The organism is Roseburia porci (assembly GCF_009695765.1).
GTDB lineage: Bacteria > Bacillota > Clostridia > Lachnospirales > Lachnospiraceae > Roseburia > Roseburia porci.
In genome coordinates this window covers 1-22,078 of sequence record NZ_VUNI01000028.1, presented here as the reverse complement: position 1 = coordinate 22,078, position 22,078 = coordinate 1, and the positions used below count along the sequence as shown (strand labels likewise).

The 22,078-nt window shown below is 38.5% G+C and carries 20 protein-coding genes, 1 tRNA gene and 1 rRNA gene; 11 read left to right on the top strand and 11 right to left on the bottom strand.

Translation table 11 applies throughout. The annotated features are described in order from the left end of the window. Positions 1-3: 3 nt before the first annotated feature. From FYJ75_RS12910 to FYJ75_RS12900, 3 genes are all read right to left on the bottom strand, one after another. Entirely contained in the window at positions 4-771 is a 768-nt protein-coding gene (locus tag FYJ75_RS12910; protein WP_154430836.1) for a ParA family protein, read from the bottom strand. A gap of 304 nt (positions 772-1,075) precedes the next feature. Continuing rightward, positions 1,076-1,720 (bottom strand): response regulator, encoded by a 645-nt coding sequence (locus tag FYJ75_RS12905; RefSeq protein WP_154430835.1) that lies wholly within the window; start codon positions 1,718-1,720, stop codon positions 1,076-1,078. Next, complete coding sequence (locus tag FYJ75_RS12900) at positions 1,711-2,742, bottom strand: sensor histidine kinase (RefSeq protein ID WP_154430834.1); 1,032 nt, start codon at positions 2,740-2,742, stop codon at positions 1,711-1,713. The genes FYJ75_RS12905 and FYJ75_RS12900 overlap by 10 nt, the downstream gene beginning before the upstream one ends. Before the next feature lie 182 nt (positions 2,743-2,924). Here FYJ75_RS12900 and FYJ75_RS12895 point away from each other — a divergent pair, with 182 nt between their 5' ends. Beyond that, entirely contained in the window at positions 2,925-3,875 is a 951-nt protein-coding gene (locus tag FYJ75_RS12895; protein WP_154430833.1) for an alpha/beta fold hydrolase, read from the top strand. Between the two features lie 82 nt (positions 3,876-3,957). Here FYJ75_RS12895 and rsmG read toward each other — a convergent pair whose 3' ends face one another. The 8 genes from rsmG to rpmH form a co-directional block, all read right to left on the bottom strand. Next, entirely contained in the window at positions 3,958-4,671 is a 714-nt protein-coding gene (gene rsmG / locus FYJ75_RS12890) for a 16S rRNA (guanine(527)-N(7))-methyltransferase RsmG (protein ID WP_154430832.1), read from the bottom strand. 11 nt (positions 4,672-4,682) lie between these two features. Beyond that, the gene (gene mnmG, locus FYJ75_RS12885) at positions 4,683-6,605 is read right to left on the bottom strand and encodes a tRNA uridine-5-carboxymethylaminomethyl(34) synthesis enzyme MnmG (protein ID WP_154430831.1); all 1,923 of its coding nucleotides are present in this window, start codon (positions 6,603-6,605) and stop codon (positions 4,683-4,685) included. A gap of 18 nt (positions 6,606-6,623) precedes the next feature. Then, positions 6,624-8,000: a tRNA uridine-5-carboxymethylaminomethyl(34) synthesis GTPase MnmE gene (gene mnmE, locus FYJ75_RS12880; RefSeq protein WP_154430830.1), complete on the bottom strand. Its 1,377-nt coding sequence runs from the start codon at positions 7,998-8,000 to the stop codon at positions 6,624-6,626. A 77-nt stretch (positions 8,001-8,077) separates the two neighbouring features. Further along, positions 8,078-8,701, bottom strand: coding sequence for an RNA-binding cell elongation regulator Jag/EloR (jag, locus tag FYJ75_RS12875; RefSeq protein ID WP_154430829.1), 624 nt, complete (start codon positions 8,699-8,701; stop codon positions 8,078-8,080). Positions 8,702-8,718: 17 nt separating this feature from the next. Next, entirely contained in the window at positions 8,719-9,996 is a 1,278-nt protein-coding gene (locus tag FYJ75_RS12870) for a YidC/Oxa1 family membrane protein insertase (RefSeq protein WP_154430828.1), read from the bottom strand. A gap of 11 nt (positions 9,997-10,007) precedes the next feature. After that, complete coding sequence (gene yidD / locus FYJ75_RS12865; RefSeq protein ID WP_154430827.1) at positions 10,008-10,217, bottom strand: membrane protein insertion efficiency factor YidD; 210 nt, start codon at positions 10,215-10,217, stop codon at positions 10,008-10,010. A gap of 30 nt (positions 10,218-10,247) precedes the next feature. Further along, positions 10,248-10,583 carry a ribonuclease P protein component gene (gene rnpA / locus FYJ75_RS12860; RefSeq protein WP_154430826.1) on the bottom strand — a complete coding sequence of 112 codons (336 nt, stop codon included), beginning with the start codon at positions 10,581-10,583 and terminating at the stop codon, positions 10,248-10,250. A gap of 84 nt (positions 10,584-10,667) precedes the next feature. Further along, the gene (gene rpmH, locus FYJ75_RS12855; RefSeq protein WP_015561063.1) at positions 10,668-10,802 is read right to left on the bottom strand and encodes a 50S ribosomal protein L34; all 135 of its coding nucleotides are present in this window, start codon (positions 10,800-10,802) and stop codon (positions 10,668-10,670) included. A 441-nt stretch (positions 10,803-11,243) separates the two neighbouring features. Here rpmH and dnaA point away from each other — a divergent pair, with 441 nt between their 5' ends. From dnaA to FYJ75_RS12805, 10 genes are all read left to right on the top strand, one after another. Continuing rightward, positions 11,244-12,596, top strand: a complete 1,353-nt coding sequence (gene dnaA, locus FYJ75_RS12850; RefSeq protein WP_154430825.1) for a chromosomal replication initiator protein DnaA — start codon at positions 11,244-11,246, stop codon at positions 12,594-12,596. Between the two features lie 329 nt (positions 12,597-12,925). Beyond that, positions 12,926-14,038, top strand: coding sequence for a DNA polymerase III subunit beta (gene dnaN, locus FYJ75_RS12845; protein ID WP_154430824.1), 1,113 nt, complete (start codon positions 12,926-12,928; stop codon positions 14,036-14,038). Between the two features lie 8 nt (positions 14,039-14,046). Further along, a complete protein-coding gene (locus tag FYJ75_RS12840; protein WP_154430823.1) occupies positions 14,047-14,262 on the top strand; it encodes an RNA-binding S4 domain-containing protein in 216 nt (71 codons plus the stop codon). Further along, positions 14,259-15,359 (top strand): DNA replication/repair protein RecF, encoded by a 1,101-nt coding sequence (gene recF / locus FYJ75_RS12835; protein WP_154430822.1) that lies wholly within the window; start codon positions 14,259-14,261, stop codon positions 15,357-15,359. The genes FYJ75_RS12840 and recF overlap by 4 nt, the downstream gene beginning before the upstream one ends. Before the next feature lie 34 nt (positions 15,360-15,393). Then, entirely contained in the window at positions 15,394-17,328 is a 1,935-nt protein-coding gene (gyrB, locus tag FYJ75_RS12830; RefSeq protein WP_154430821.1) for a DNA topoisomerase (ATP-hydrolyzing) subunit B, read from the top strand. 15 nt (positions 17,329-17,343) lie between these two features. After that, on the top strand, positions 17,344-19,839 hold the full coding sequence (gyrA, locus tag FYJ75_RS12825) for a DNA gyrase subunit A (protein WP_328596948.1): 2,496 nt from the start codon (positions 17,344-17,346) through the stop codon (positions 19,837-19,839). Between the two features lie 179 nt (positions 19,840-20,018). After that, positions 20,019-20,864, top strand: a complete 846-nt coding sequence (locus FYJ75_RS12820; protein WP_154430820.1) for a fumarate hydratase — start codon at positions 20,019-20,021, stop codon at positions 20,862-20,864. A 67-nt stretch (positions 20,865-20,931) separates the two neighbouring features. After that, positions 20,932-21,498, top strand: coding sequence for a Fe-S-containing hydro-lyase (locus FYJ75_RS12815; protein WP_154430819.1), 567 nt, complete (start codon positions 20,932-20,934; stop codon positions 21,496-21,498). 108 nt (positions 21,499-21,606) lie between these two features. Beyond that, positions 21,607-21,694, top strand: a tRNA-Ser gene (locus tag FYJ75_RS12810). A gap of 256 nt (positions 21,695-21,950) precedes the next feature. After that, a 16S ribosomal RNA gene (locus tag FYJ75_RS12805) occupies positions 21,951-22,078 on the top strand; the annotation flags it as partial.

The window sequence follows — 22,078 nt, the reverse complement described above, 5'->3', positions numbered from 1 at the left end:
ATCTTATATATCCTTTCTCTCAATCACTTCTTTTGCAAGGTTACGATAACTCTCTGCTCCTGCTGATTTCGTGTCATACATGTTGATTGGTATTCCATAAGATGGTGCTTCTGCAAGTCTGATATTTCTTGGAATCATTGTCTGATAGATTTTCGCATCCAGATTTTCTTTTACGTTTGCAACAACCTGATTCGACAGATTTGTTCTCACATCGTACATTGTAAATACGATACCTTCAATATCAAGTTCTGGGTTCAGTCTCTCCTGTACAAGATTAATCGTATGAATCAACTGACTTAATCCTTCCAGTGCATAATATTCACACTGGATTGGAACCAATACGGTATTGGCTGTTGTCATTGCATTGACTGTCAACATATTTAATGATGGTGGACAATCAATGATAATAAAATCATAATCTTCTTTGATATAATCCACAGCATTCTTCAGTATGTATTCCTTATCTGCAATTCCTAATAATTCAATTTCCGCACCAGCAAGATTTACATTTGATGCGATCAGTTCCAGATTATCAACTACTGTATGTACCATACTTTCTTTTATCGTACATTCATCCAGCATAAGCTGATAAACTGTATTTTCTACTTCGTTTTTATCAACGCCCAATCCGCTCGTCATATTTCCCTGTGGATCCAGGTCAATGGCAAGGATTTTCTTGCCAGCTTCTGCTAAGCATGCTGCAAGATTAATCGCTGTCGTAGTCTTACCTACTCCACCTTTCTGGTTTGCTATCGCAATGATTCTTCCCATTTTTTCACCTTTCTCATTCGGTTTGCTTTGTTATGTGTTTCAATTATATCACTTCTGATATGCCTTTTCCACAAAATTCACTCATATCGGAACTTTGCATTTAAAAATATTCTTTTTTCTTTGAAATTTTGTTAGTTTTTTTATTATAAATGTTTCACGTGAAACATCTATAATAAGGATTCTTATATAAAAAGAGACGATAATGTTTCACGTGAAACATTATCGCCTTATGATTATAATTTAAGTAATATAATATAGTATAATTTAATTCATTTGTTATCTTACTCAATCACTTTATACTATATTAAAAGATTTCAATCAGGTTATTGCGAATTGCAAAAACTGCAGCCTGTGTACGGTCTGTAACATCAATCTTCTTAAAGATATTTGAAACATGATTCTTGACAGTTCTCTCGCTGATGTCTAATTCTTCTGCTATCTCTTTATTGTATTTACCAACTGCAAGAAGCTTTAATACTTCTAATTCTCTTCTTGTAAGATTGTCTATCTTAGCTCCGTCCTTATCCTTTTCAATTCTCTTGGAATTTAACTGTGGAATGAGACTTGGCTGAATATATGTTTCACCTTCCGCAATTGTAAAGATTGCTTTCTTCAGTTCTGATGATTCGGAATCTTTTAACACATATCCATCAATGCCAATATCTACTGCTTTCATTAGGTATTCAATTTCATTATGTACGGTAAGAACCAATACTTTTACATTAGAACGGTTATCTTTTAATTTCTTAAGTACATCCAGTCCATTCATTACAGGCATATTGATATCGAGTAATAAAACATCTGGAGATACAGTTTCAAGTTTTGATAAACAATCAGCACCATCTACTGCTTCTGCAATTACTTTGATATCACCTTCAAGCTCTAATAAGCTCTTTAATCCTTCTCTTACCAATGAATGGTCATCGGCAAGCATAACATTTACTGCCATAATTCGTTCTCCTTACAATCAAAAACTCTTACTATAATTTTACAACCATTTCCTACGGATGAAATTATCTTGAGTTCGCCAGACATAAGATAAATCCTTTCTTTCATCATCGATAATCCAAATCCTGAATTATCATTTCTCGTAGTTTCCGGTATTGTTTCCATATCAAATCCGCATCCATCATCTTCAATTATAAGCTCAAGTTGATCCTGTACATATTTCAGGGTGACGCAGATATGCGACGCATTACCATGTGAAATAGAATTTGAGCATGCCTCCTCAATTACCCGTAGTAACGTAATCCCTACTACAGGATTGATATCAAACGGCTCTCCATCCACTTTAAAATCATATTTCACATTTGAATATGCTCTCATTTTGTCCAAAAAACGCTCTACTGTGATATCAAATCCGATATCATCAAAGGACATTGGTCGAAGATTATAAATCATTTTTCTGGTATCTTCTATTACATCACGCAAAATCTTAGACATCGAAGACAATTCAAGCTTGCATCGTAATGGATCAATATCAACAAGCTTTTTGCAGAGTTCAGATTTATGTACAAGAGAGGTCAAAGACTGTACTGTTGTGTCGTGCAGATCCCTGGCAATTCGCTGACGCTCACTTTCCTGCGTCTGAAGTATTGTTATTTTATATTTTGGATTGGCATCATTATCTTTGATCGTGTTCTCATTCGCGATCTTCTCAGATTCTACTTTAATAACACTGTCAATCTCATATATATCAACATTCAGATCATACAATTCCTTGCGGACTTCATTTAATTGTTCTGTAAGAATCTTCTGTTCACCTTTTAATTCAACAATCTTATTCTGATTATAAGAATTGACCTTGCGAGGTGTAAAAGATTCATAATTCGGATCAGATTCTTCCTCCAGCATACGGATAAACTCTATGTTTTCACGAATATGAAGGTGTAATTCTTTCTCCTTCTCTGTGAGTTCTGCTTTTTTATCAACAAACTTTTGTCTGGTTTTTTCCAGGTATTCTTTGACCATGACGACCTCATCGAACATATGTTTGTACTAGTTATAAAATTACAAATTAATTATAATCTATTTTTATTTCAATGAAAAGTATGTACATTAAAAATGATAAATTTGTTTGTATAATTAATTTAAAATGTCTATAATATAAATATAGAAATTAATCTCGAACAAGCAATACCAAGGAGGCCAACATGAAAAAGAATACCAAACGTTTTCTTCTTTTAACAACTGCAGCGGTTGGATCAATTTATGCTTTTAACCGTTTTATCGCAGAGACCTCAGCTTCTAAAAAGCTGCTTACAGATGGAAATGGTTCCTACTATAATTGGAAATTCGGAAAAGTATTTTATACAAAGAAAGGAAATGGAACACCGCTTCTTCTGATCCATGATACCGATGTTTCTTCTTCTTCCTTTGAATGGTATAAACTCGTCAAAAAATTAGAGAAAAATCACACAGTATATACAATTGACCTGATTGGATGCGGAAGATCGGATAAACCGGCACTTACCTATACCAATTATCTTTATGTCCAGCTGATCGGTTCCTTCGTTCACGATGTGATTGGTACCTCTACAGATGTAATTGCATCCCAGTATTCATCCACATTTACTCTGATGGCAAATCAGCTTGATCCGGAATTGTTTGATCATATTATTCTGATTAATCCACCAAGTATCAAAGGTATCCAGGGTACGATTACAACGGCCAATAAAGTTATGAAAGATATTATGGAGCTTCCTCTAATCGGAACATTTGTGTACAACCTGACTCACAGACGATCCGATATTGATAGTGCTTTCCGTCAGAGATATTTCAAGAAACCTCAATTGATTTTAGGAAAACTTGAAGATATCTATTATGAGGCAGCTCACAGCAATAATGGAAACGGTAAGTATCTGTATGCAAGTCAGATCAGTAATTATATGAATGTTCATATGGATCACGTGATCCGCAAATTAGAGAAACCGGTTCATATGATTGCCAGCCAGGATCTGCAATCCAATATCAGTGCGATGGATTCATACCGTCATCTCAATTCATCCATTGAAATTCATTATTTATCCGGCTGTAAATTACTTCCACAGTTAGAAATTCCTGAGAAGTTACTTGCAACCGTAAATGCAATTCTCGATAAATAAAATATTCGCTGTAAGGTATATACGCAGAAAGACCGCTCTATTTTCTATAGAGCGGTCTTTCTATACATTTTTATAAAGTTCTTTATAATGGATTCTTGGAAGGCGTTCCAGCCTTTCGAGGATATTTTTTCGGAGTTCCCTTTACCTTATCGATTACAACAAAGGATCTTCCGTTCTCTCCAATCTGGAATTTATCCACTTCGCGCAGTTTTCCTCCCAGAAGGAATACTGCACTCTTCGACTGTCCGATTTCCTCATCACAATTTCCAGACTTATAAGAGATAAATGCACCTCCAATGTGGATAAAAGGCAAACAATATTCAGAAAGTGTGGACAGATTTGCCACTGCTCTTGAAACACAATAATCATACTGTTCTCTCATATCTTTCTGATTGGCTAAATCTTCCGCTCTACCGTGAACAGCGCGGATATTCTGTAATTTTAATGTATCAATGACTTCATTTAAGAATAATACTCTCTTATTCAAAGAATCTGCAAGTGTGATATCAAGATTTGGGAACGCGATCTTTAACGGAATTCCAGGAAAACCAGCTCCAGTTCCCATATCGATGACTGATGCATCTTTATTTAAGTCTATAATCTTAATCAAAGACAGACTGTCAATAAAATGTTTTTCAATTACTTCATGGAATTCTGTAATTGCAGTCAGATTCATGACCTTATTTTTTTCCACAAGAAGTTCATAATACTGGACAAACTGATTCATTTGTTCATCCGTAAGTGTAATATTCAGTTTCTCAAGTTCTTTCACAAAAAAATCTAAGTTTTCGTTCATATATTCCTCGCTTAGTCTTCGCTGCTGTTCAACTGATAAAATAAATCCGGATTGGAATATTTTAACTGTTCCAGATATACCAGAATAACAGATACATCTGCCGGAGTAACTCCGGATATACGTGAGGCCTGTCCGATATTTAGTGGCTGATACAGATTCAGCTTCTGTGTTGCTTCAATTCTTAAACCACTGATCTCATGATAATCAAAATTCTCAGGCAGCTTTTTCTTTTCTAACTTCTTGAAATGCTCAACCTGTTTGATCTGACGTTTGATGTATCCATCATATTTTATATTAATATTAACCTGCTCGGTTACTTCCTGTGGAAGTTCCGGTCTGTCTTTATCGATCGGCGCCAGTTTATCATAGTCAAGCTCCGGGCGACGGATCAGCTCAGTTAATGTTGTACCTGTATTGAGTGGAATACTTCCATAGGATTCCAGAAGACTCTGAACTTCTTTGGATGCTCCAATTTTAACCTGATCAACACGTTTGATTTCTTCATCGATCAGTTGTTCTTTTTTACATACCCAGTCATACCGTTCTTTCGAAATCAGTCCAATCTCATATCCTTTTTTGGTAAGTCTGAGATCCGCATTATCCTGTCGAAGCAGTAAACGATATTCCGCTCTTGAAGTCATCATTCGATATGGCTCATGTGTCTCTTTTGTAACAAGATCATCGATCAAAACTCCAATATAAGCCTCCGACCGGTCTAAAATACATGGTTTCTTTCCAAGAATCTTCATGGAAGCATTGATTCCGGCAATCAATCCCTGACAGGCAGCCTCTTCATATCCTGAACTTCCATTAAACTGTCCACCGCTGAAAAGTCCAGGTATTTTCTTAAATTCAAGTGAAGCATATAACTGATTTGGATTAATACAGTCATATTCGATTGCATATGCATTACGAACAATTTTTACATGCTCTAATCCTGGAAGTGTGCGGTACATTTCATGCTGAACATCTTCCGGAAGTGAAGACGACATACCACCTACATACATCTCGTTTGTATTTAAGCCTTCCGGTTCAATAAAAATCTGATGTCTTTCTTTATCTGCAAATTTTACAACCTTATCCTCGATAGACGGACAATATCTCGGACCGGTTCCCTCAATAATACCAGCATAAATTGGAGAACGATCCAGATTGTTGCGGATGATCTCATGCGTCTTTGGATTGGTGTAAGTCAGCCAGCACGAAACCTGATCGATCTGAACATCATCCGGGTTCGTGGTAAATGAAAACGGAACAACCTTTTCATCCCCAAACTGTTCCTGCATTTTACTGAAGTCCAGACTTCTCTTATCCACACGCGCAGGAGTTCCTGTTTTAAAACGATACATTTCAATGCCATGTGCAACCAATGAATCGGTAAGATGTGTTGCCGGCTGCAAACCATTTGGACCGGTATGTGTGATCATTTCACCGGTCAGGCATCTTGCACGAAGATAGGTTCCAGTACATAAAACGGCAGCTTTACAATTGTATTTTGCCCCGGACACTGTTTTCACTCCACAGATATGATTCTCATCATCGGTCAGAATCTCAGATACTTCTGCCTGTCGGATGGTAAGATGATCTGTATTCTGAAGCGTTTTTCTCATTTCCATGCTATAAGCCGCTTTATCAGCCTGTGCGCGGAGAGAATGTACTGCAGGTCCTTTGGATTTATTTAACATCTTAGACTGAATGAATGTCTTATCAATGTTCTTCCCCATTTCTCCACCAAGTGCATCAATCTCTCTGACCAGATGTCCCTTGGAACTTCCTCCGATATTTGGGTTACACGGCATCATTGCAATGCTGTCTACACTGACTGTAAATATAATTGTCTCTAATCCTAAACGTGCGCACGCAAGTGCTGCCTCACACCCTGCATGTCCTGCACCGACCACGCACACATCGTATGTTTCTTCAATTGCTGGCATTTTTATCCTTCTTTCTAACTATTTACCCATACAGAATTTGCTGAAGATCTCATTGACCAGATCATCTTCCACTGCCTCGCCGATGATCTTACCAAGTTCTTCGTAAGCATTCATCAGATCAATGGAGTAAAAGTCTTCTGGCATTTCATCTTCAATACTCTGCATTACTAAATGTAAACTATCCAGTGCTTCCTGTAAAGAAGTTTTCTGTCTTACGTTCGTAATATAAACTTCATCATTTAAAGAAACCTCTCCGTGGAAGAACATTTCCTTAATGGTATCTTCCAGTTCCTGAATCCCTGTATGATTCTTTGCAGATATGGAGATTACTTTTGCATTCAGATGTTTCTTTACGGTTTCCTCTGTTGTTACCGAAGTCAGATCCGATTTATTCAAAAGAACAATAGAATGCTGCTCATCCAATAATTCCATGATTTCAAAATCATTCTCATCCAATTCTGTTGAAGAATCAATCACATAGATCGTAAGATCTGCCTTTGCAGCATATTCCTTTGCTTTGGATACTCCGATTTTCTCAACAACATCTGAAGTATTACGAATTCCCGCTGTATCAATAATATTTAAAGAAATTCCCCCAAGATTGATCTGCTCCTCGAGAATATCTCTGGTTGTTCCCGCAATATCCGTAACAATCGCGCGGTCTTCTCCAACCAGTACATTCATCAGTGATGATTTACCTGCATTTGGTTTTCCAACGATTACAGTGTTGATTCCTTCTTTCAGAATTCTTCCATTATCTGCAGAATCTAAAAGCTTTTGGATCTGTCCGGAGATATCTGTGATTTTCTCTTTTAATGCTTCTCCATATCCATCCAGTGAAATATGTTCAGGATCATCCAATGCCGATTCAATATAGGCAATTTCGTGTATAATATTGCCACGTATCGCCTTTATATTCTGCAAAACTGCTCCTTTGAGCTGATTTAACGAACTTTTGAGTGCAAATTCATTTTTGGACTGGATGACATCAATGACAGACTCTGCCTGACTGAGATCGATCCTTCCATTTAAAAATGCACGCTTTGTGAATTCTCCCGGTTCTGCCGGTCTCGCACCATATTTTATGACGGTTTCCAAAATTCTTTTCATGACAAACACACCGCCATGGCAATCGATCTCAACGGTATCTTCTCTGGTATACGTATTCGGTGCCTTCATAAGTAATACCATTACTTCATCGATCATCTCATCCCCATCATAGATGTATCCATAATGAATCGTATGAGATGAGCATTCCAAAAGATTTTTTTTGTTTTTTGGTGAACGATATATTTTCTGAATAATCGTCAATGCATCTTCACCACTGATTCTTACAATACCAATTCCAGATGGTGTCATCGCAGTTGCGATTGCTGCAATCGTATCTGTTTTCATAGAATTCTCCTTATATAACTGTCAAAAATGGGTATCCGGATGGATACCCATTTTACTACATTCATTTGCCACAGCAATTATTTCTTTAAAGCTACAACAACATGTCTGTATGGTTCTTCACCTTCACTGAAGGTTGTAACATATTTATCATTCTGAAGTGCAGAATGAATGATCCTTCTCTCAAAAGGATTCATTGGCTCTAAAGCAACGGAACGTTTTGTTCTCTTTACTTTATATGCGATATTTTTTGCAAGATTCTCAAGTGTCTCTCTTCTTCTCTTGCGGTAATCCTCAGTATCGACTTTTACTTTATAGTACTGATCCGAATGCTTGTTGATTGCAAGATTTGTCAGATACTGGAGAGAATCCAGTGTCTGTCCTCTTTTTCCGATCAGAATACCCATCTCATCGCCTTTTAACTCTACATCGATCAGCTTGTTTTCCTCATCTACTTTAATAAGAATCTCAACTTCAAGCTTCATTGCATCAAAGACTTTTGATAAAAACTCCCTTACAGAATCTTCGATAGAAAACTTTTTGCGAGCTTTGATCACTGCATTTTTGCTTCCGATGCCAAGAAATCCGGCACTTCCCTTATCAATAATTTCATATTCGATCTGATCACTTGTTGTGCCAAGTTTTACAGATGCCTCTGTTAATGCGTCATCCACATTTTTTGCAGAAATTTCGATAAATTCCATATTAAAACCCCCTGTTATTATTTACGCGAGTTCTTCTCGTTAAAATCTCTTACCATATTAGCCTTTGCAGCCATACTTCCTGCTTTTGCATTTGCTTTCTTAGCTGCAGCTTTTTCCAGCTCAAGTTCTTTCTGAGCGGAAGACATTTTATTGCTTTCAGCTGTGCTGTCGATTTTCTTTGTGCTGATCTTAGCCGCATCGCGGATCTGATTCTGCGCAATACCCATTTTCTCACGTTTCTTCTTTGCTTTTTCCTGATTCTTACGGATCACATCATCCATATCCAGATTCTGGAAATACTTGTTGATGAAAAGCTGCTGTACACTTCTACATACAGCACCAGCGATCCAGTATACACCAAGACCTACAGGAACTGTGAAACACATTACAAATGAGAAAAGTGGCATCATCAGGTTCATGGTCTTCATCTGCTGAGCCATCTGATCATTTCCATTAGAACCAGCCTGTGGCATCAGTTTGATGTTTAACATCTGTGTCAGATAAGAAATGACTGGAATTAATAAAGCGGCAACAAGTATCAGCCATGCATGTGAAGCAAAGCTTGTCTTAATAACATTGAGTGGTGTATCAGATACGTTCAGACCAAAGAAATAGTTGAACTTGTTCATATGTGGTGTAAGTGTATCTACTTCGCTTCCGACATTGGAAAAGTAATCAGTAAGATTCTCCCATCCTGATTTCGGGAGCTTGTACAATACGTCCACAATATAATTCTTCAATGCAGATGTATCAGTTGTTGTAAAATCAACCGATACATTCAGCTTATAATCTTTCATGATCTGTGTCATGGTATCCTGGAATCCACTTGTAGCTGAGATTGTGTCTACCAGACCACTAAACTGATTCTTAACGCTTACGATATACGCAGGTACGTTATAGAATACACGATACAGTGCAAACAGGATTGGCATCTGAATAAGCATCTGTACACAGCTTCCGGCTGGTGATACACCATATTTCTCATATACCAGCTGTGTTTCCTGCTGCATTGCCTGCATGGATGCCTGATCTTTTTTATTCTTATATTTGTTCTGAATTGCCTGAATTTCCGGCTGCATGATTTGTGTCATTTTTGAGAACTTCTGCTGTTTGATTGTCAGCGGAAGCAGACACAGGTAAATCACTGCTGTAAGTAAAATAATACTTAATGCAACATCTTCGATTCCGAATAAATTATACATTGCCATGTATATTCCATTCATGACCCATCCTAATACCTTAGCGATCGGTCCAAGAATTGCTCCGGAATAAGCGGTTAATAAAATGCCCGACATAAAAACCTCCATTATGGAACCGGATCATATCCTCCCTTAGAAAAAGGATTACATCTCATAATTCTCCATGCAGCTAATAAACCACCTTTTAACGCACCGTATTTTTCCACAGCCTCAAGTCCATACTGGGAGCAGCTTGGATAATATGGGCACTTCGTAGTCTTCATTGGAGAAATATATTTTCTATAAAATTTAATAAGCGCTATTAAAATTTTCTTCAAAATGATTCCATCTTCTTTTCAGATTAATTTCTACTTTGTTATGTTGTGAAGACCTCCAAGATGCAACAATGCACTTTCCACCTCATGATAAGAAGCTTTCCGCGCGGTTGTTCTTGCGATGACTACAATGTCTAAACCACTATTAAACATGTCTTCATGTAGTCTATAACTCTCTCTCACCAGACGAGTTATATGATGTCTAATAACACTGTTTCCAACTTTTTTACTAACTGAAATACCTATTCTGTTTTTTTCTGTTTCATTTTTCAAAACATACATGACCAGAAAACGGTTTGCATAAGACTTCCCGTTCCGGTACACATTTTGAAAATCATTGTTTTTCTTCAATGATTCTGAGAATTTCATATGAAATCTCCTTTTTGCCATTGCCTAATTTTTCATCAGTGGCATTTTGCGTCATAAAAGAAGAAAAGACCACAAAACTGTGGCCTAAGCTGATAATTTCTTTCTACCTTTTAATCTTCTTGCAGCCAATACTTTTCTTCCGCCTGCTGTACTCATTCTACTTCTGAATCCGTGTACTTTAGATCTCTGTCTCTTTTTTGGTTGGAATGTCATCTTCATTAATATCCACCTCCTCTACGTTAAAAAACATCAGTTCAATTATAACAAAAAAAGTTGTAAAGTCAAGAAATTTTAAAATATTTTCTCATATGAATCAAAAAATATCTTTTTTTCAAAAATACGCTATATATAATAAGGAAGAAACTATTTGTTATCAAGAAATCTATCCACAAAATATCCACAATGTTGATAACTTTCTCAACTTATCCATCCAAAAACAGAGTTATCCTCAATTTGTGGATAACTTGTGGATAATATCTTGATACCCATTGGACAATATGTGAAAAAGTGTTCTTAGCCTAGAAAAATTAGGGTCTATAACTTTTGTGACGTTTTCACCACCTTTAAACATTGATTAAAAGCAAAAAATAGTGTACTATTATAGTTATCCAGGATTGTGGAAAACTATCCTGTTTTATCTTAAAGATATGGAGAAACTCAATGGATCAGATAATCGAAAAGTGGAATGAGATATTAAATACCGTAAAAACGGAGCATGAAATCAGTGACGTATCCTTTGATACCTGGATGCGTCCTCTTGAAGTATTTGGAATCGTAGATAATAAACTTTATATTCTTGTACCTTCAGAACAGATGGCACTCAGCTATATTTCAAAGAAGTACTATCTTCCATTAAAAGTAGCTATCGCTGAGATTACCGGAATTGAATATGAAATTGAATTTATTCTCCCGGAACAGGCTAAAAAGCTTCATACAACCAAGGCTCCAAAGACTCCATCTGCGCCAGTTGGCAGCGATAACTCGAATCTGAATCCAAACTATACATTTGAAACTTTCGTCGTAGGTAACAACAACCGTTTTGCCCAGTCTGCCGCTCTCGCAGTAGCAGAATCTCCTGGCGAAGCATACAATCCTCTCTATATATATGGAGGTCCTGGACTTGGAAAAACCCATCTGATGCATTCCATCGGTCATTTCATATTAGAACAGAAACCGGATACCAAGGTAATTTATGTTACTTCTGAGGAATTCACGAATGAAGTTATCGAATCCATCCGTAATGGTAACGCTTCATCCATGACCAAATTCCGTGATAAATACCGTAAAGTTGACGTTCTTATGATCGACGATATTCAGTTTATTATCGGTAAGGAAAGTACACAGGAAGAGTTCTTCCATACTTTTAATGCACTGCAGACACAGGGTAAGCAGATCATTCTGACTTCCGATAAGCCGCCAAAAGAGATGGAAACCTTAGAAGAACGTATCCGTTCCCGTTTTGAATGGGGACTTATGGCTGACATCGGTGTTCCTGATTATGAAACAAGAATGGCAATTCTTCGTAAAAAAGCAGAATCGGATAACTTTAATATCAACGATGAGATTCTGAATTATATTGCCAACAACATCAAATCCAATGTCCGTGAGCTTGAAGGTGCTTTAAATAAACTTTTAGCTTACAATAACCTGGTTCATACTGAGATCACCATGGACATTGCACAGAAAGAACTTCAGAATATCATAACTCCGGACAAGCCCAAGGAGATTACTCCGCAGCTGATCATCGAAGTTGTATCCGAACACTTCCAGATCTCTTTAGATCAGATGATCTCCAAAAACCGGAGCAGCGATATTGCCAAACCTAGACAGATTGCGATGTATCTTTGCAAGAATATGACCGACATTCCTTTAGATACCATTGGTTCGCTGCTTGGCGGACGTGATCACTCTACGATCATCCATGGAATCAAGAAGATCAGTGAAGAATACGAGACCAATGAGACAACGAAAAGTCTGATTGAAACCATTAAAAAGAAGATCAATCCGAACTAATATCCACCTATTATAATAAGAAGGGGATTGTTTTACACATTTTTTTATAAACTTATCCACGTTTATCCACAGTGGAAGGTCTGTGAAAAATATGGACAACTCTCTGAATTTTTATGAAGTTCATGGATAACTTTTCGAAGCAGTTTTGTTTATTCACAAATGCCCTAAGGTTATAAGCCTCATTTTCACAGACTTATAAAAGGGTTATCAAACGTCGAAAGCATTGAATTTTAAGGCTTTCGAGGGGTTATACACTTATTCACACCCCCTAAGAAGAATATTATTAATATCATTTATATTTATATACAAGCCCAGGAAGGAGTTTTTCGATGAAACTTATTTGTTCAAAAGCCAATTTATTACATGGGGTAAATATTGTTTCCAAAGCAGTACCTACCAGAACAACAATGGCTATCTTAGAATGTATTCTTATAGATGCATCTACAAATGAAATAAGACTTACCGCAAATGATATGGAACTTGGTATTGAAACTAAGATTGAAGGAGAGATTGCAGAACGTGGAGTAATTGCACTGGATGCTAAGATCTTTTCCGAAATTGTCCGTAAATTACCAGACAGTGATGTGACGATAGAAACAGACGCTTCTTTCAAAACAGTAATATCCTGTGAAAAAGCGAAATTTAATATCGTTGGTAAATCCGGTGATGATTTTTCATACATTCCATACATTGAGAAAAACGAAGCAATTGTAATGTCTCAGTTCACTTTGAAAGAAGTCATCAGACAGACCATTTTCTCGATTGCTGACAATGACAATAACAAATTAATGACCGGTGAATTATTTGAGATTAAAGAAAATGAGCTGAAAGTAGTTTCACTTGATGGTCATCGTATTTCAATCCGCAATATTGAACTGAAGAACAACTATGATGCAAAGAAAGTTGTTGTTCCAGGAAAGACACTTCAGGAAATCAGTAAAATTCTTCCTGGCAACGCAGATGAAGATGTTTTAATCTATCTTGCAGATAATCACATTGTATTTGATTTTGACAATACAACAGTTGTTTCCAGACTGATCGAAGGTGAATACTTTAAGATTGAGCAGATGCTCTCGTCTGATTATGAGACAAAGGTTAAGATTAACAAGAAAGAATTATTAGACTGTATTGACCGTGCTACTCTTCTTGTCAAAGAAGGCGATAAAAAACCGATCATCATGAATGTCACCGATGGCAATATGGAGTTAAAGATTAATTCCTTTATCGGTTCCATGAACGAAGACATTGACATTGAGAAAGAGGGAAAAGATATTCTGATCGGATTTAATCCGAAATTCTTTATCGATGCACTCCGTGTCATTGACGAAGAAGAGGTTTCTCTTTACATGGTCAATCCAAAGGCTCCATGTTTCATTAAGGACGATAAAGGTAAATTCATTTATCTGATTCTTCCGGTTAACTTTAATACAGCATCCAATTAGGAGATATTATGATCACAGTAAATATTCGTGAAGAAGATGAATTTATTAAGCTTGGACAGGCACTGAAAAAAGCCAGTCTTGTCGGCTCCGGTGTGGAAGCCAAGATGGTGATCCAGGATGGACTTGTTCAGGTCAATGGTGAAGTCGAATTTCAGCGTGGCAAAAAACTTCATGATGGAGATGTTGTTTCTTACAACGGAGAAACAATTCAGATCGTAAAATGATCATCCAGTCGATTGAGTTAAATAACTTTCGCAATTATGAAAAATTATCGCTTTTTCTGGATCCGGGAACCAATATTTTTTATGGGGACAATGCACAGGGAAAGACGAATATCTTAGAATCGGCATATCTGAGTGGAACGACCAAATCCCATAAAGGCAGCAAAGACAAAGAGCTGATCCGTTTTGGAGAGAAAGAGTCCCATATTCGTACAATCGTCCGGAAGAACGAAAAAGAATATCAGATCGATATGCATTTGAGACAAAACCGTTCCAAGGGAATTGCAGTCAATAAGATTCCAATAAAAAAAGCCAGTGAATTGTTTGGAATTTTGAATATTGTTTTTTTTTCACCGGAGGATCTGAACCTGATCAAAAACGGTCCGGCGGAAAGAAGAAGATTTCTTGATTTAGAATTGTGTCAATTGGATAAACTATATCTGGCAGATCTTTCCAGATACAACAAAATACTGAATCAGAGAAACAAGTTACTAAAGGATATTTATTTCCGGCCGGAGCTTCTTGATACGCTCCCGGTCTGGGATATGCAGCTTCTTGAGTATGGCAGGCGGATCATAAAAAGCCGCAAAAGATTTGTCGAGGAGTTAAACGAGATCATCCATGAAATCCATTTTCGCATTTCCGGCGGAAAGGAAGATCTTTTGATCCGTTATGAGGCAAATGTGGATGATGCTGTATTTGAAGAAGAGCTCGAAAGAGCAAAAAAAAGGGATTTGAAGCTATGTCAGACAACGGTTGGCCCGCACAGGGACGATATGTTGTTTTCGATTAACGGAATAGATATTCGCAAATTCGGTTCACAGGGACAGCAGCGTACTTCTGCTCTCTCACTGAAATTATCTGAAATTGAATTTGTGAAGAAGTGTATACATGATACACCGGTGCTTTTGCTGGATGATGTGTTATCGGAGTTAGACAGTAACCGGCAGAATTATCTGCTGAACAGTATTGGTGAGATTCAGACACTGATCACCTGCACAGGATTAGATGAGTTTGTAAAAAATCGATTTCACATCAACAAGATCTTTCAGGTGGTACAGGGAGAAATTTTTGAAAAAACTTCCCTGGAAGAGATTTAACATTGTAGCAGCTACATGATGAGGAGGCTAATTCATGAGTGAAGAATTACAGAATAATCAGGAATATGGTGCGGACCAGATCCAGATTTTGGAAGGATTAGAAGCAGTTCGAAAAAGACCTGGTATGTACATTGGAAGTACATCCGCAAGAGGTCTGCATCATCTCGTTTATGAGATCGTTGACAATGCAGTAGATGAGGCACTTGCCGGATACTGCAAAAATATTGAGGTCACGATTGAAAAAGACAATTCCATTACTGTCTGCGATGACGGACGAGGAATTCCTGTCGGAACCAACCATAAAGCAGGAAAATCTGCACTTGAAGTCGTATTTACCGTACTTCATGCAGGCGGAAAATTCGGCGGTGGAGGATACAAAGTATCCGGTGGACTTCACGGTGTTGGAGCCTCGGTTGTAAATGCCCTGTCTACATGGCTTACCGTTGAAGTATATCATGAAGGACAGATTTATTCGCAGAGTTACAAAAAGGGAAAAGCAGATGGTGCGGTTACCGTGATCGGAACCTGTGATAAAGAACTTCATGGAACAAAGGTTCATTTTCTCCCGGATGATACAATTTTTGAAGAAACCGTATATGATTATGACACCTTAAAACAGAGATTGAGAGAGACTGCATTCCTGACAAAAGGACTCCGCATTGTGTTAAAAGATGTCCGTGAAGATTCTCATCATGAGCACGAATTCCATTATGCTGGAGGAATCAAGGAGTTCGTTTCCTACTTAAACCGTGGAAAAGAACCGCTTTATGAAGATGTCATTTACTGTGAAGGAACAAGAGACGGTGTTTATGTTGAAGTTGCAATGCAGCATAATGACTCCTTTAATGATTCTACATTCAGTTTTGTAAATAATATTATTACACCGGAAGGTGGAACACATCTTGCGGGATTCCGTAATGCGCTGACTAAGACATTCAATGCTTATGCAAGAGCAAACAAGATCATAAAAGACAATGAAAGTGCTTTAACTGGTGACGATATCCGTGAAGGACTTACTGCAATCATCAGTATCAAGATCGAGGAGCCTCAGTTTGAGGGTCAGACCAAACAGAAACTCGGAAACAGCGAGGCAAGAGGTGCGGTTGACTCAGTTGTAAGTGAAAAACTGACCTATTTCCTGGAGCAGAATCCGGAAATTGCTAAAAATATCTGTGAAAAATCACTTCTTGCGCAACGTGCAAGGGAAGCAGCAAGAAAAGCAAGAGATCTTACAAGAAGAAAAACAGCGCTTGAAGGCACATCACTTCCTGGTAAACTTGCAGACTGCTCAGACAAAGATCCGAAAAACTGCGAGATCTTCATCGTAGAGGGAGATTCCGCCGGCGGATCCGCAAAGACTGCAAGAAGCCGTGCAACTCAGGCAATCCTGCCACTGCGTGGTAAGATCTTAAACGTTGAAAAGGCAAGACTTGACCGAATTTACAGTAATGCAGAGATCAAAGCGATGATTACTGCGTTCGGAACCGGTATTCATGAAGATTTTGATATTTCCAAACTGAGATATAACAAGATCATTATCATGACCGATGCCGACGTTGATGGTGCACATATTGCAACTTTAATGCTGACATTCCTGTATCGTTTTATGCCGGAACTCATTAAACAGGGACACGTATACCTTGCTATGCCACCGCTTTTCAAGCTGGAGAAAAACAAAAAAGTATGGTATGCATACAGTGATGAGGAATTAAACAAGATCCTGAATGAAGTCGGAAGGGATCAGAACAATAAGATCCAGCGATACAAAGGACTTGGAGAAATGGATGCGGAACAGTTATGGGAAACAACCATGAATCCGGAAACACGTATTTTGAAACGTGTCGTCATGGATGAGGAAAGCTCATCTGAAATTGATGTTACATTTACAACCCTTATGGGCGATAAAGTTGAACCAAGACGCGAATTTATTGAAGCAAATGCAAAATACGTTCAGAATCTTGATATTTAAGGAGGATAAGTTTAAGTGGATGACAAAATTTTTGATCAAATACAGCATGTAGACCTCAAAAAAACCATGGAGACTTCCTATATCGACTATGCAATGAGCGTAATTGCTTCCCGTGCATTACCTGATGTAAGAGATGGTCTGAAACCGGTACAGCGCCGGGTTCTCTATTCCATGATTGAGTTAAATAACACACCGGATAAGCCACATCGTAAATGTGCACGTATCGTCGGTGATACCATGGGTAAATACCATCCTCACGGAGACAGCTCGATTTACGGAGCACTTGTCAACATGGCACAGTCCTGGTCGACAAGATATCCACTTGTAGACGGACATGGTAACTTTGGATCGGTCGATGGCGATGGAGCCGCTGCAATGCGATATACAGAGGCGAGACTCAGTAAAATCTCAATGCAGATGATCGAAGATATCAACAAAAACACGGTTGATTTTAAGCCAAACTTTGATGAGACCGAGAAAGAACCTACGGTTCTTCCATCCCGTTATCCGAACCTTCTGGTAAATGGTACTACGGGTATCGCTGTTGGTATGGCAACCAACATCCCGCCTCATAACTTAAGGGATGTAATCCATGCTGTTGTAAAACTGATCGATAACGACATTGAAGAAAAAGAAACCGATATTGATGATCTGATCTCAATTATCAAAGGACCTGATTTTCCAACCGGAGGAATGATTCTTGGTACTGCAGGAATCAACGAGGCATACCGTACTGGACGTGGAAAAATCCGTGTTCGTGCAGTGACTGACATTGAACCGATGCAGAACGGCAAGAACAGGATTGTTGTAACCGAACTTCCGTATCTGGTAAATAAAGCAAGACTGATCGAAAAGATTGCAGAGCTTGTAAAGGATAAAAAAATTGACGGAATTACAGACCTTCGCGATGAATCTGACCGTGAAGGTATGAGAATCTGCATCGAATTAAGACGTGATGTCAATCCGAGTGTAGTACTGAATCTTCTGTTCAAACATACACAGATGCAGGATACATTTGGTGTTATCAACCTTGCACTTGTCAACAACGAGCCAAAGGTACTGAATCTGTATGAGCTTTTAAACTATTATCTGATTCATCAGAAAGAAGTTATCACAAGAAGAACACAGTATGATCTGAACAAAGCAGAGGAACGTGCTCATATCCTCGAAGGATTACTGATCGCACTGGATAATATCGATGAAGTGATAAAGATTATCCGCGGAAGCCGTACGACGCCGGAAGCAAAACAGAGCTTAATGGAGCGTTTTGGACTTACAGACGCACAGGCGCAGGCTATCGTAGACATGAGACTGCGTGCACTGACAGGTCTCGAAAGAGAGAAGTTAGAGGCTGAATACGCAGATCTTATGGCAAAAATCGCGGAATTAAAGGCAATTCTTGCAGATGAGAAGAAACTTCTCGGCGTTATCCGTGAAGAAATTCTTGCCATCGCAGATAAATATGGTGACGACAGAAGAACATCCATCGGATATGATGAATTTGATATTTCCATGGAGGATCTGATCCCTGAAACCAATACAGTTATCACAATGACGAAAGTCGGATATATCAAGAGAATGAGTATCGATAACTTTAAGAGCCAGCACCGTGGTGGAAAAGGTATCAAGGGTATGGAAACCATAGAAGATGACTACATTGAAGAGATGATGATGACGACATCGCACCATTATCTCATGTTCTTTACTAATACGGGACGTGTATACCGTATCAAAGCATACGAGATTCCGGAAGCAAGCAGAACATCAAGAGGTACTGCAATTATTAACCTGATTCCATTGCAGCCTGGAGAAAAGATCACTGCAATGATCCCGATCAAGGAGTATGAACCGGAGAAATACCTCTTCATGGCAACCAGAAAGGGTATTGTAAAGAAAACATCTGTAACAGACTATGAAAATATCCGTAAAACCGGTCTTGCAGCAATCAATCTGCGCGAGGATGATGAGCTGATCGAAGTGAAGATCACCGATGATGATTCTGATATTTTCCTGTTCACAAAATATGGACAGTGTATCCGTTTCCACGAAAGTGATGTAAGAGCAACCGGAAGAACAACAATGGGTGTAATCGGAATGAATCTCACGGACGATGATGAAGTCATCGCAATGCAGATCGACAGCCAGGGTGATGCGGTAATGATCGTATCGGAAAAAGGACTTGGAAAATGCACCAAGACCAGCGAATTTACTGCACAGAACCGTGGTGGAAAAGGTATCAAGTGCTATAAGATTACCGAAAAATCAGGCAATCTGATCGGCGTAAAAGCAGTTGGTAAAGAGGATGAACTGATGCTGATCACAACGGAGGGTATCATCATCCGAATCCGTGTGGCAGATACAGCACTTCTTGGCCGTGTAACATCCGGTGTAAAACTGATCAATCTCAGCGAGGATGTGACAGTGGCAAGTATCGCAAAAGTACGCGAGGATAAATCACTCATACCAAATGAGGATGAGACTGAGGAGACCGAAGAGGAAACCCAGGAATAAAATATTGTGTTACGAGCTTTCAAAAGCCGCGGTCTTTTACTTAGGCTGCGGCTTTTTGTCCACAAAAATTAGAAAAACAAGAAAGTTATCACCAAATACACGTAAAAAGTTATGGATTTGTGGATAACATATCCGAAATTTTAAAAAGCAGTGGGTAAACCCCAAAAAGGAGAAAAGCAATGGTTCGATCTGTATCAACCGATGAGGTTATAAAAAATATCCGGGAAATGTGCATTGAAGCAAATTACGATCTTTCCGGTGACATGAAAAATGCACTGAAAAAAGCGACAAAAGAGGAAAAATCAGAACTTGGACAGAAAATACTGAACCAATTACAGGATAATCTGGAGATTGCTGATAAAGAAATGATCCCAATATGCCAGGACACCGGAATGGCAGTCGTATTTTTGGAAGTGGGACAGGATGTGCATTTTGAAGGAATGACTATCGAAGATGCCGTTAACGAAGGGGTACGTCAGGGATATATAGATGGATTTTTAAGAAAATCCGTGGTGAAAGATCCACTGATCCGGGAAAATACAAAAGATAACACACCGGCGGTCATTCATTATTCGATTGTTCCAGGAGACCAGGTTAAAATCACATTTGCACCAAAAGGATTTGGCAGCGAAAATATGAGCAGGGTGTTTATGTTAAAACCGGCAGACGGAATAGAAGGGGTAAAAAAGGCAATCCTTACAGCAGTTAATGATGCCGGACCAAATGCATGCCCGCCGATGGTTGTCGGAGTCGGTGTCGGAGGAACATTTGAAAAATGTGCACTTATGGCGAAAAAAGCACTGACAAGACCAGTCGATTCACATTCTGAAATTCCATATGTGGCAGATCTTGAAAAAGAAATGCTTGAAAAAATAAATCAGCTTGGAATCGGACCAGGAGGACTTGGAGGAACAACAACCGCGCTTGCAGTGAATATCAATACCTATCCAACACATATTGCAGGTCTCCCGGTTGCAATCAATATCTGTTGCCATGTAAACCGTCATGTAGTAAGAGTAATCTAATCATTTTGTACTCATAGCATATGAGTTTTGCAATTACCTATGAATGACAGGAAAGAGGGAGAAAACAATGAATCATCATATTACAACACCGATCACAGAAGAAGTTACAGGCAAATTAAAATCCGGTGACTATGTTTATATAACAGGGACAATTTATGTTGCAAGAGATGCAGCACACAAACGAATGATGGAAGCATTGCAGAGAGGGGAAGAACTTCCAATCGATATCAAGGATGCCACAATCTATTATATGGGACCGTCTCCGGCAAGAGAGGGAAGACCAATTGGTTCGGCAGGACCTACAACTGCGTCCAGAATGGACAAGTATGCGCCGACGCTTCTTGATCTTGGAGAAAAGGCAATGATCGGAAAAGGAAAACGTACAAAAGAGGTAATCGATGCCGTAGTAAGAAACCATGCAGTATATTTTGCTGCTGTTGGCGGAGCTGGAGCTTTATTATCGAAATGCATCGTAAGTTCTGAGATTGTTTGTTATGAAGACCTTGGTGCAGAAGCAATCCGTAAGCTGGAAGTAAAAGATTTTCCGGCAATTGTTGTTGTGGATTCCGATGGAAATAATCTGTATGAAACAGCAATCAAAAAGTATCGTACAATAGATGAAACATGCTTATAAATTTTACACAGATTTTTTATAAATTTTTCTTGACAAATATAGGGCGGTTTAGTATTATATTTAATGCGTCACGTATGCAAACAATAGAATTAAAGTGACAATAACTTTGGAGAAGTACTCAAGTGGCCGAAGAGGTGCCCCTGCTAAGGGTATAGGTCGGGTAACCGGCGCGAGGGTTCAAATCCCTCCTTCTCCGCTTTACTTCTAAAGTTTAAAAAAATGTCAAAAAAGTGTTGACATTGGAAAACATACATGATAATATATACAAGCTGTTGCGTAAGACAGCAACAAAGAACATTGATAACTGAACAGTGAAAAACCTTGAAAGATTCAATGAGAATTATTCAGGCAAATCAAAAAGATTTGACGAACAGCATCGAAAGATGCACCTTTAAACATTAAATCAAAGGATAAATTTAGCCAAGCTAAGTTTTGAACATGATTAAACTTTTTAATATGAGAGTTTGATCCTGGCTCAGGATGAACGCTGGCGGCGTGCTTAACACATGCAAGTCGAACGAAGCACTTTACTTGATCTCTTTGGAGTGATTGTTCTGTGACTGAGTGGCGGACGGGTGAG

Bases quoted from the DNA above. Each gene is read 5' to 3' on its own strand.
- FYJ75_RS12910 (WP_154430836.1), bottom strand. From the start codon at position 771: ATGGGAAGAATCATTGCGATAGCAAACCAGAAAGGTGGAGTAGGTAAG.
- FYJ75_RS12905 (WP_154430835.1), bottom strand. From the start codon at position 1,720: ATGGCAGTAAATGTTATGCTTGCCGATGACCATTCATTGGTAAGAGAA.
- FYJ75_RS12900 (WP_154430834.1), bottom strand. From the start codon at position 2,742: ATGGTCAAAGAATACCTGGAAAAAACCAGACAAAAGTTTGTTGATAAA.
- FYJ75_RS12895 (WP_154430833.1), top strand. From the start codon at position 2,925: ATGAAAAAGAATACCAAACGTTTTCTTCTTTTAACAACTGCAGCGGTT.
- rsmG (WP_154430832.1), bottom strand. From the start codon at position 4,671: ATGAACGAAAACTTAGATTTTTTTGTGAAAGAACTTGAGAAACTGAAT.
- mnmG (WP_154430831.1), bottom strand. From the start codon at position 6,605: ATGCCAGCAATTGAAGAAACATACGATGTGTGCGTGGTCGGTGCAGGA.
- mnmE (WP_154430830.1), bottom strand. From the start codon at position 8,000: ATGAAAACAGATACGATTGCAGCAATCGCAACTGCGATGACACCATCT.
- jag (WP_154430829.1), bottom strand. From the start codon at position 8,701: ATGGAATTTATCGAAATTTCTGCAAAAAATGTGGATGACGCATTAACA.
- FYJ75_RS12870 (WP_154430828.1), bottom strand. From the start codon at position 9,996: ATGTCGGGCATTTTATTAACCGCTTATTCCGGAGCAATTCTTGGACCG.
- rnpA (WP_154430826.1), bottom strand. From the start codon at position 10,583: ATGAAATTCTCAGAATCATTGAAGAAAAACAATGATTTTCAAAATGTG.
- rpmH (WP_015561063.1), bottom strand. From the start codon at position 10,802: ATGAAGATGACATTCCAACCAAAAAAGAGACAGAGATCTAAAGTACAC.
- dnaA (WP_154430825.1), top strand. From the start codon at position 11,244: ATGGATCAGATAATCGAAAAGTGGAATGAGATATTAAATACCGTAAAA.
- dnaN (WP_154430824.1), top strand. From the start codon at position 12,926: ATGAAACTTATTTGTTCAAAAGCCAATTTATTACATGGGGTAAATATT.
- FYJ75_RS12840 (WP_154430823.1), top strand. From the start codon at position 14,047: ATGATCACAGTAAATATTCGTGAAGAAGATGAATTTATTAAGCTTGGA.
- recF (WP_154430822.1), top strand. From the start codon at position 14,259: ATGATCATCCAGTCGATTGAGTTAAATAACTTTCGCAATTATGAAAAA.
- gyrB (WP_154430821.1), top strand. From the start codon at position 15,394: ATGAGTGAAGAATTACAGAATAATCAGGAATATGGTGCGGACCAGATC.
- FYJ75_RS12820 (WP_154430820.1), top strand. From the start codon at position 20,019: ATGGTTCGATCTGTATCAACCGATGAGGTTATAAAAAATATCCGGGAA.
- FYJ75_RS12815 (WP_154430819.1), top strand. From the start codon at position 20,932: ATGAATCATCATATTACAACACCGATCACAGAAGAAGTTACAGGCAAA.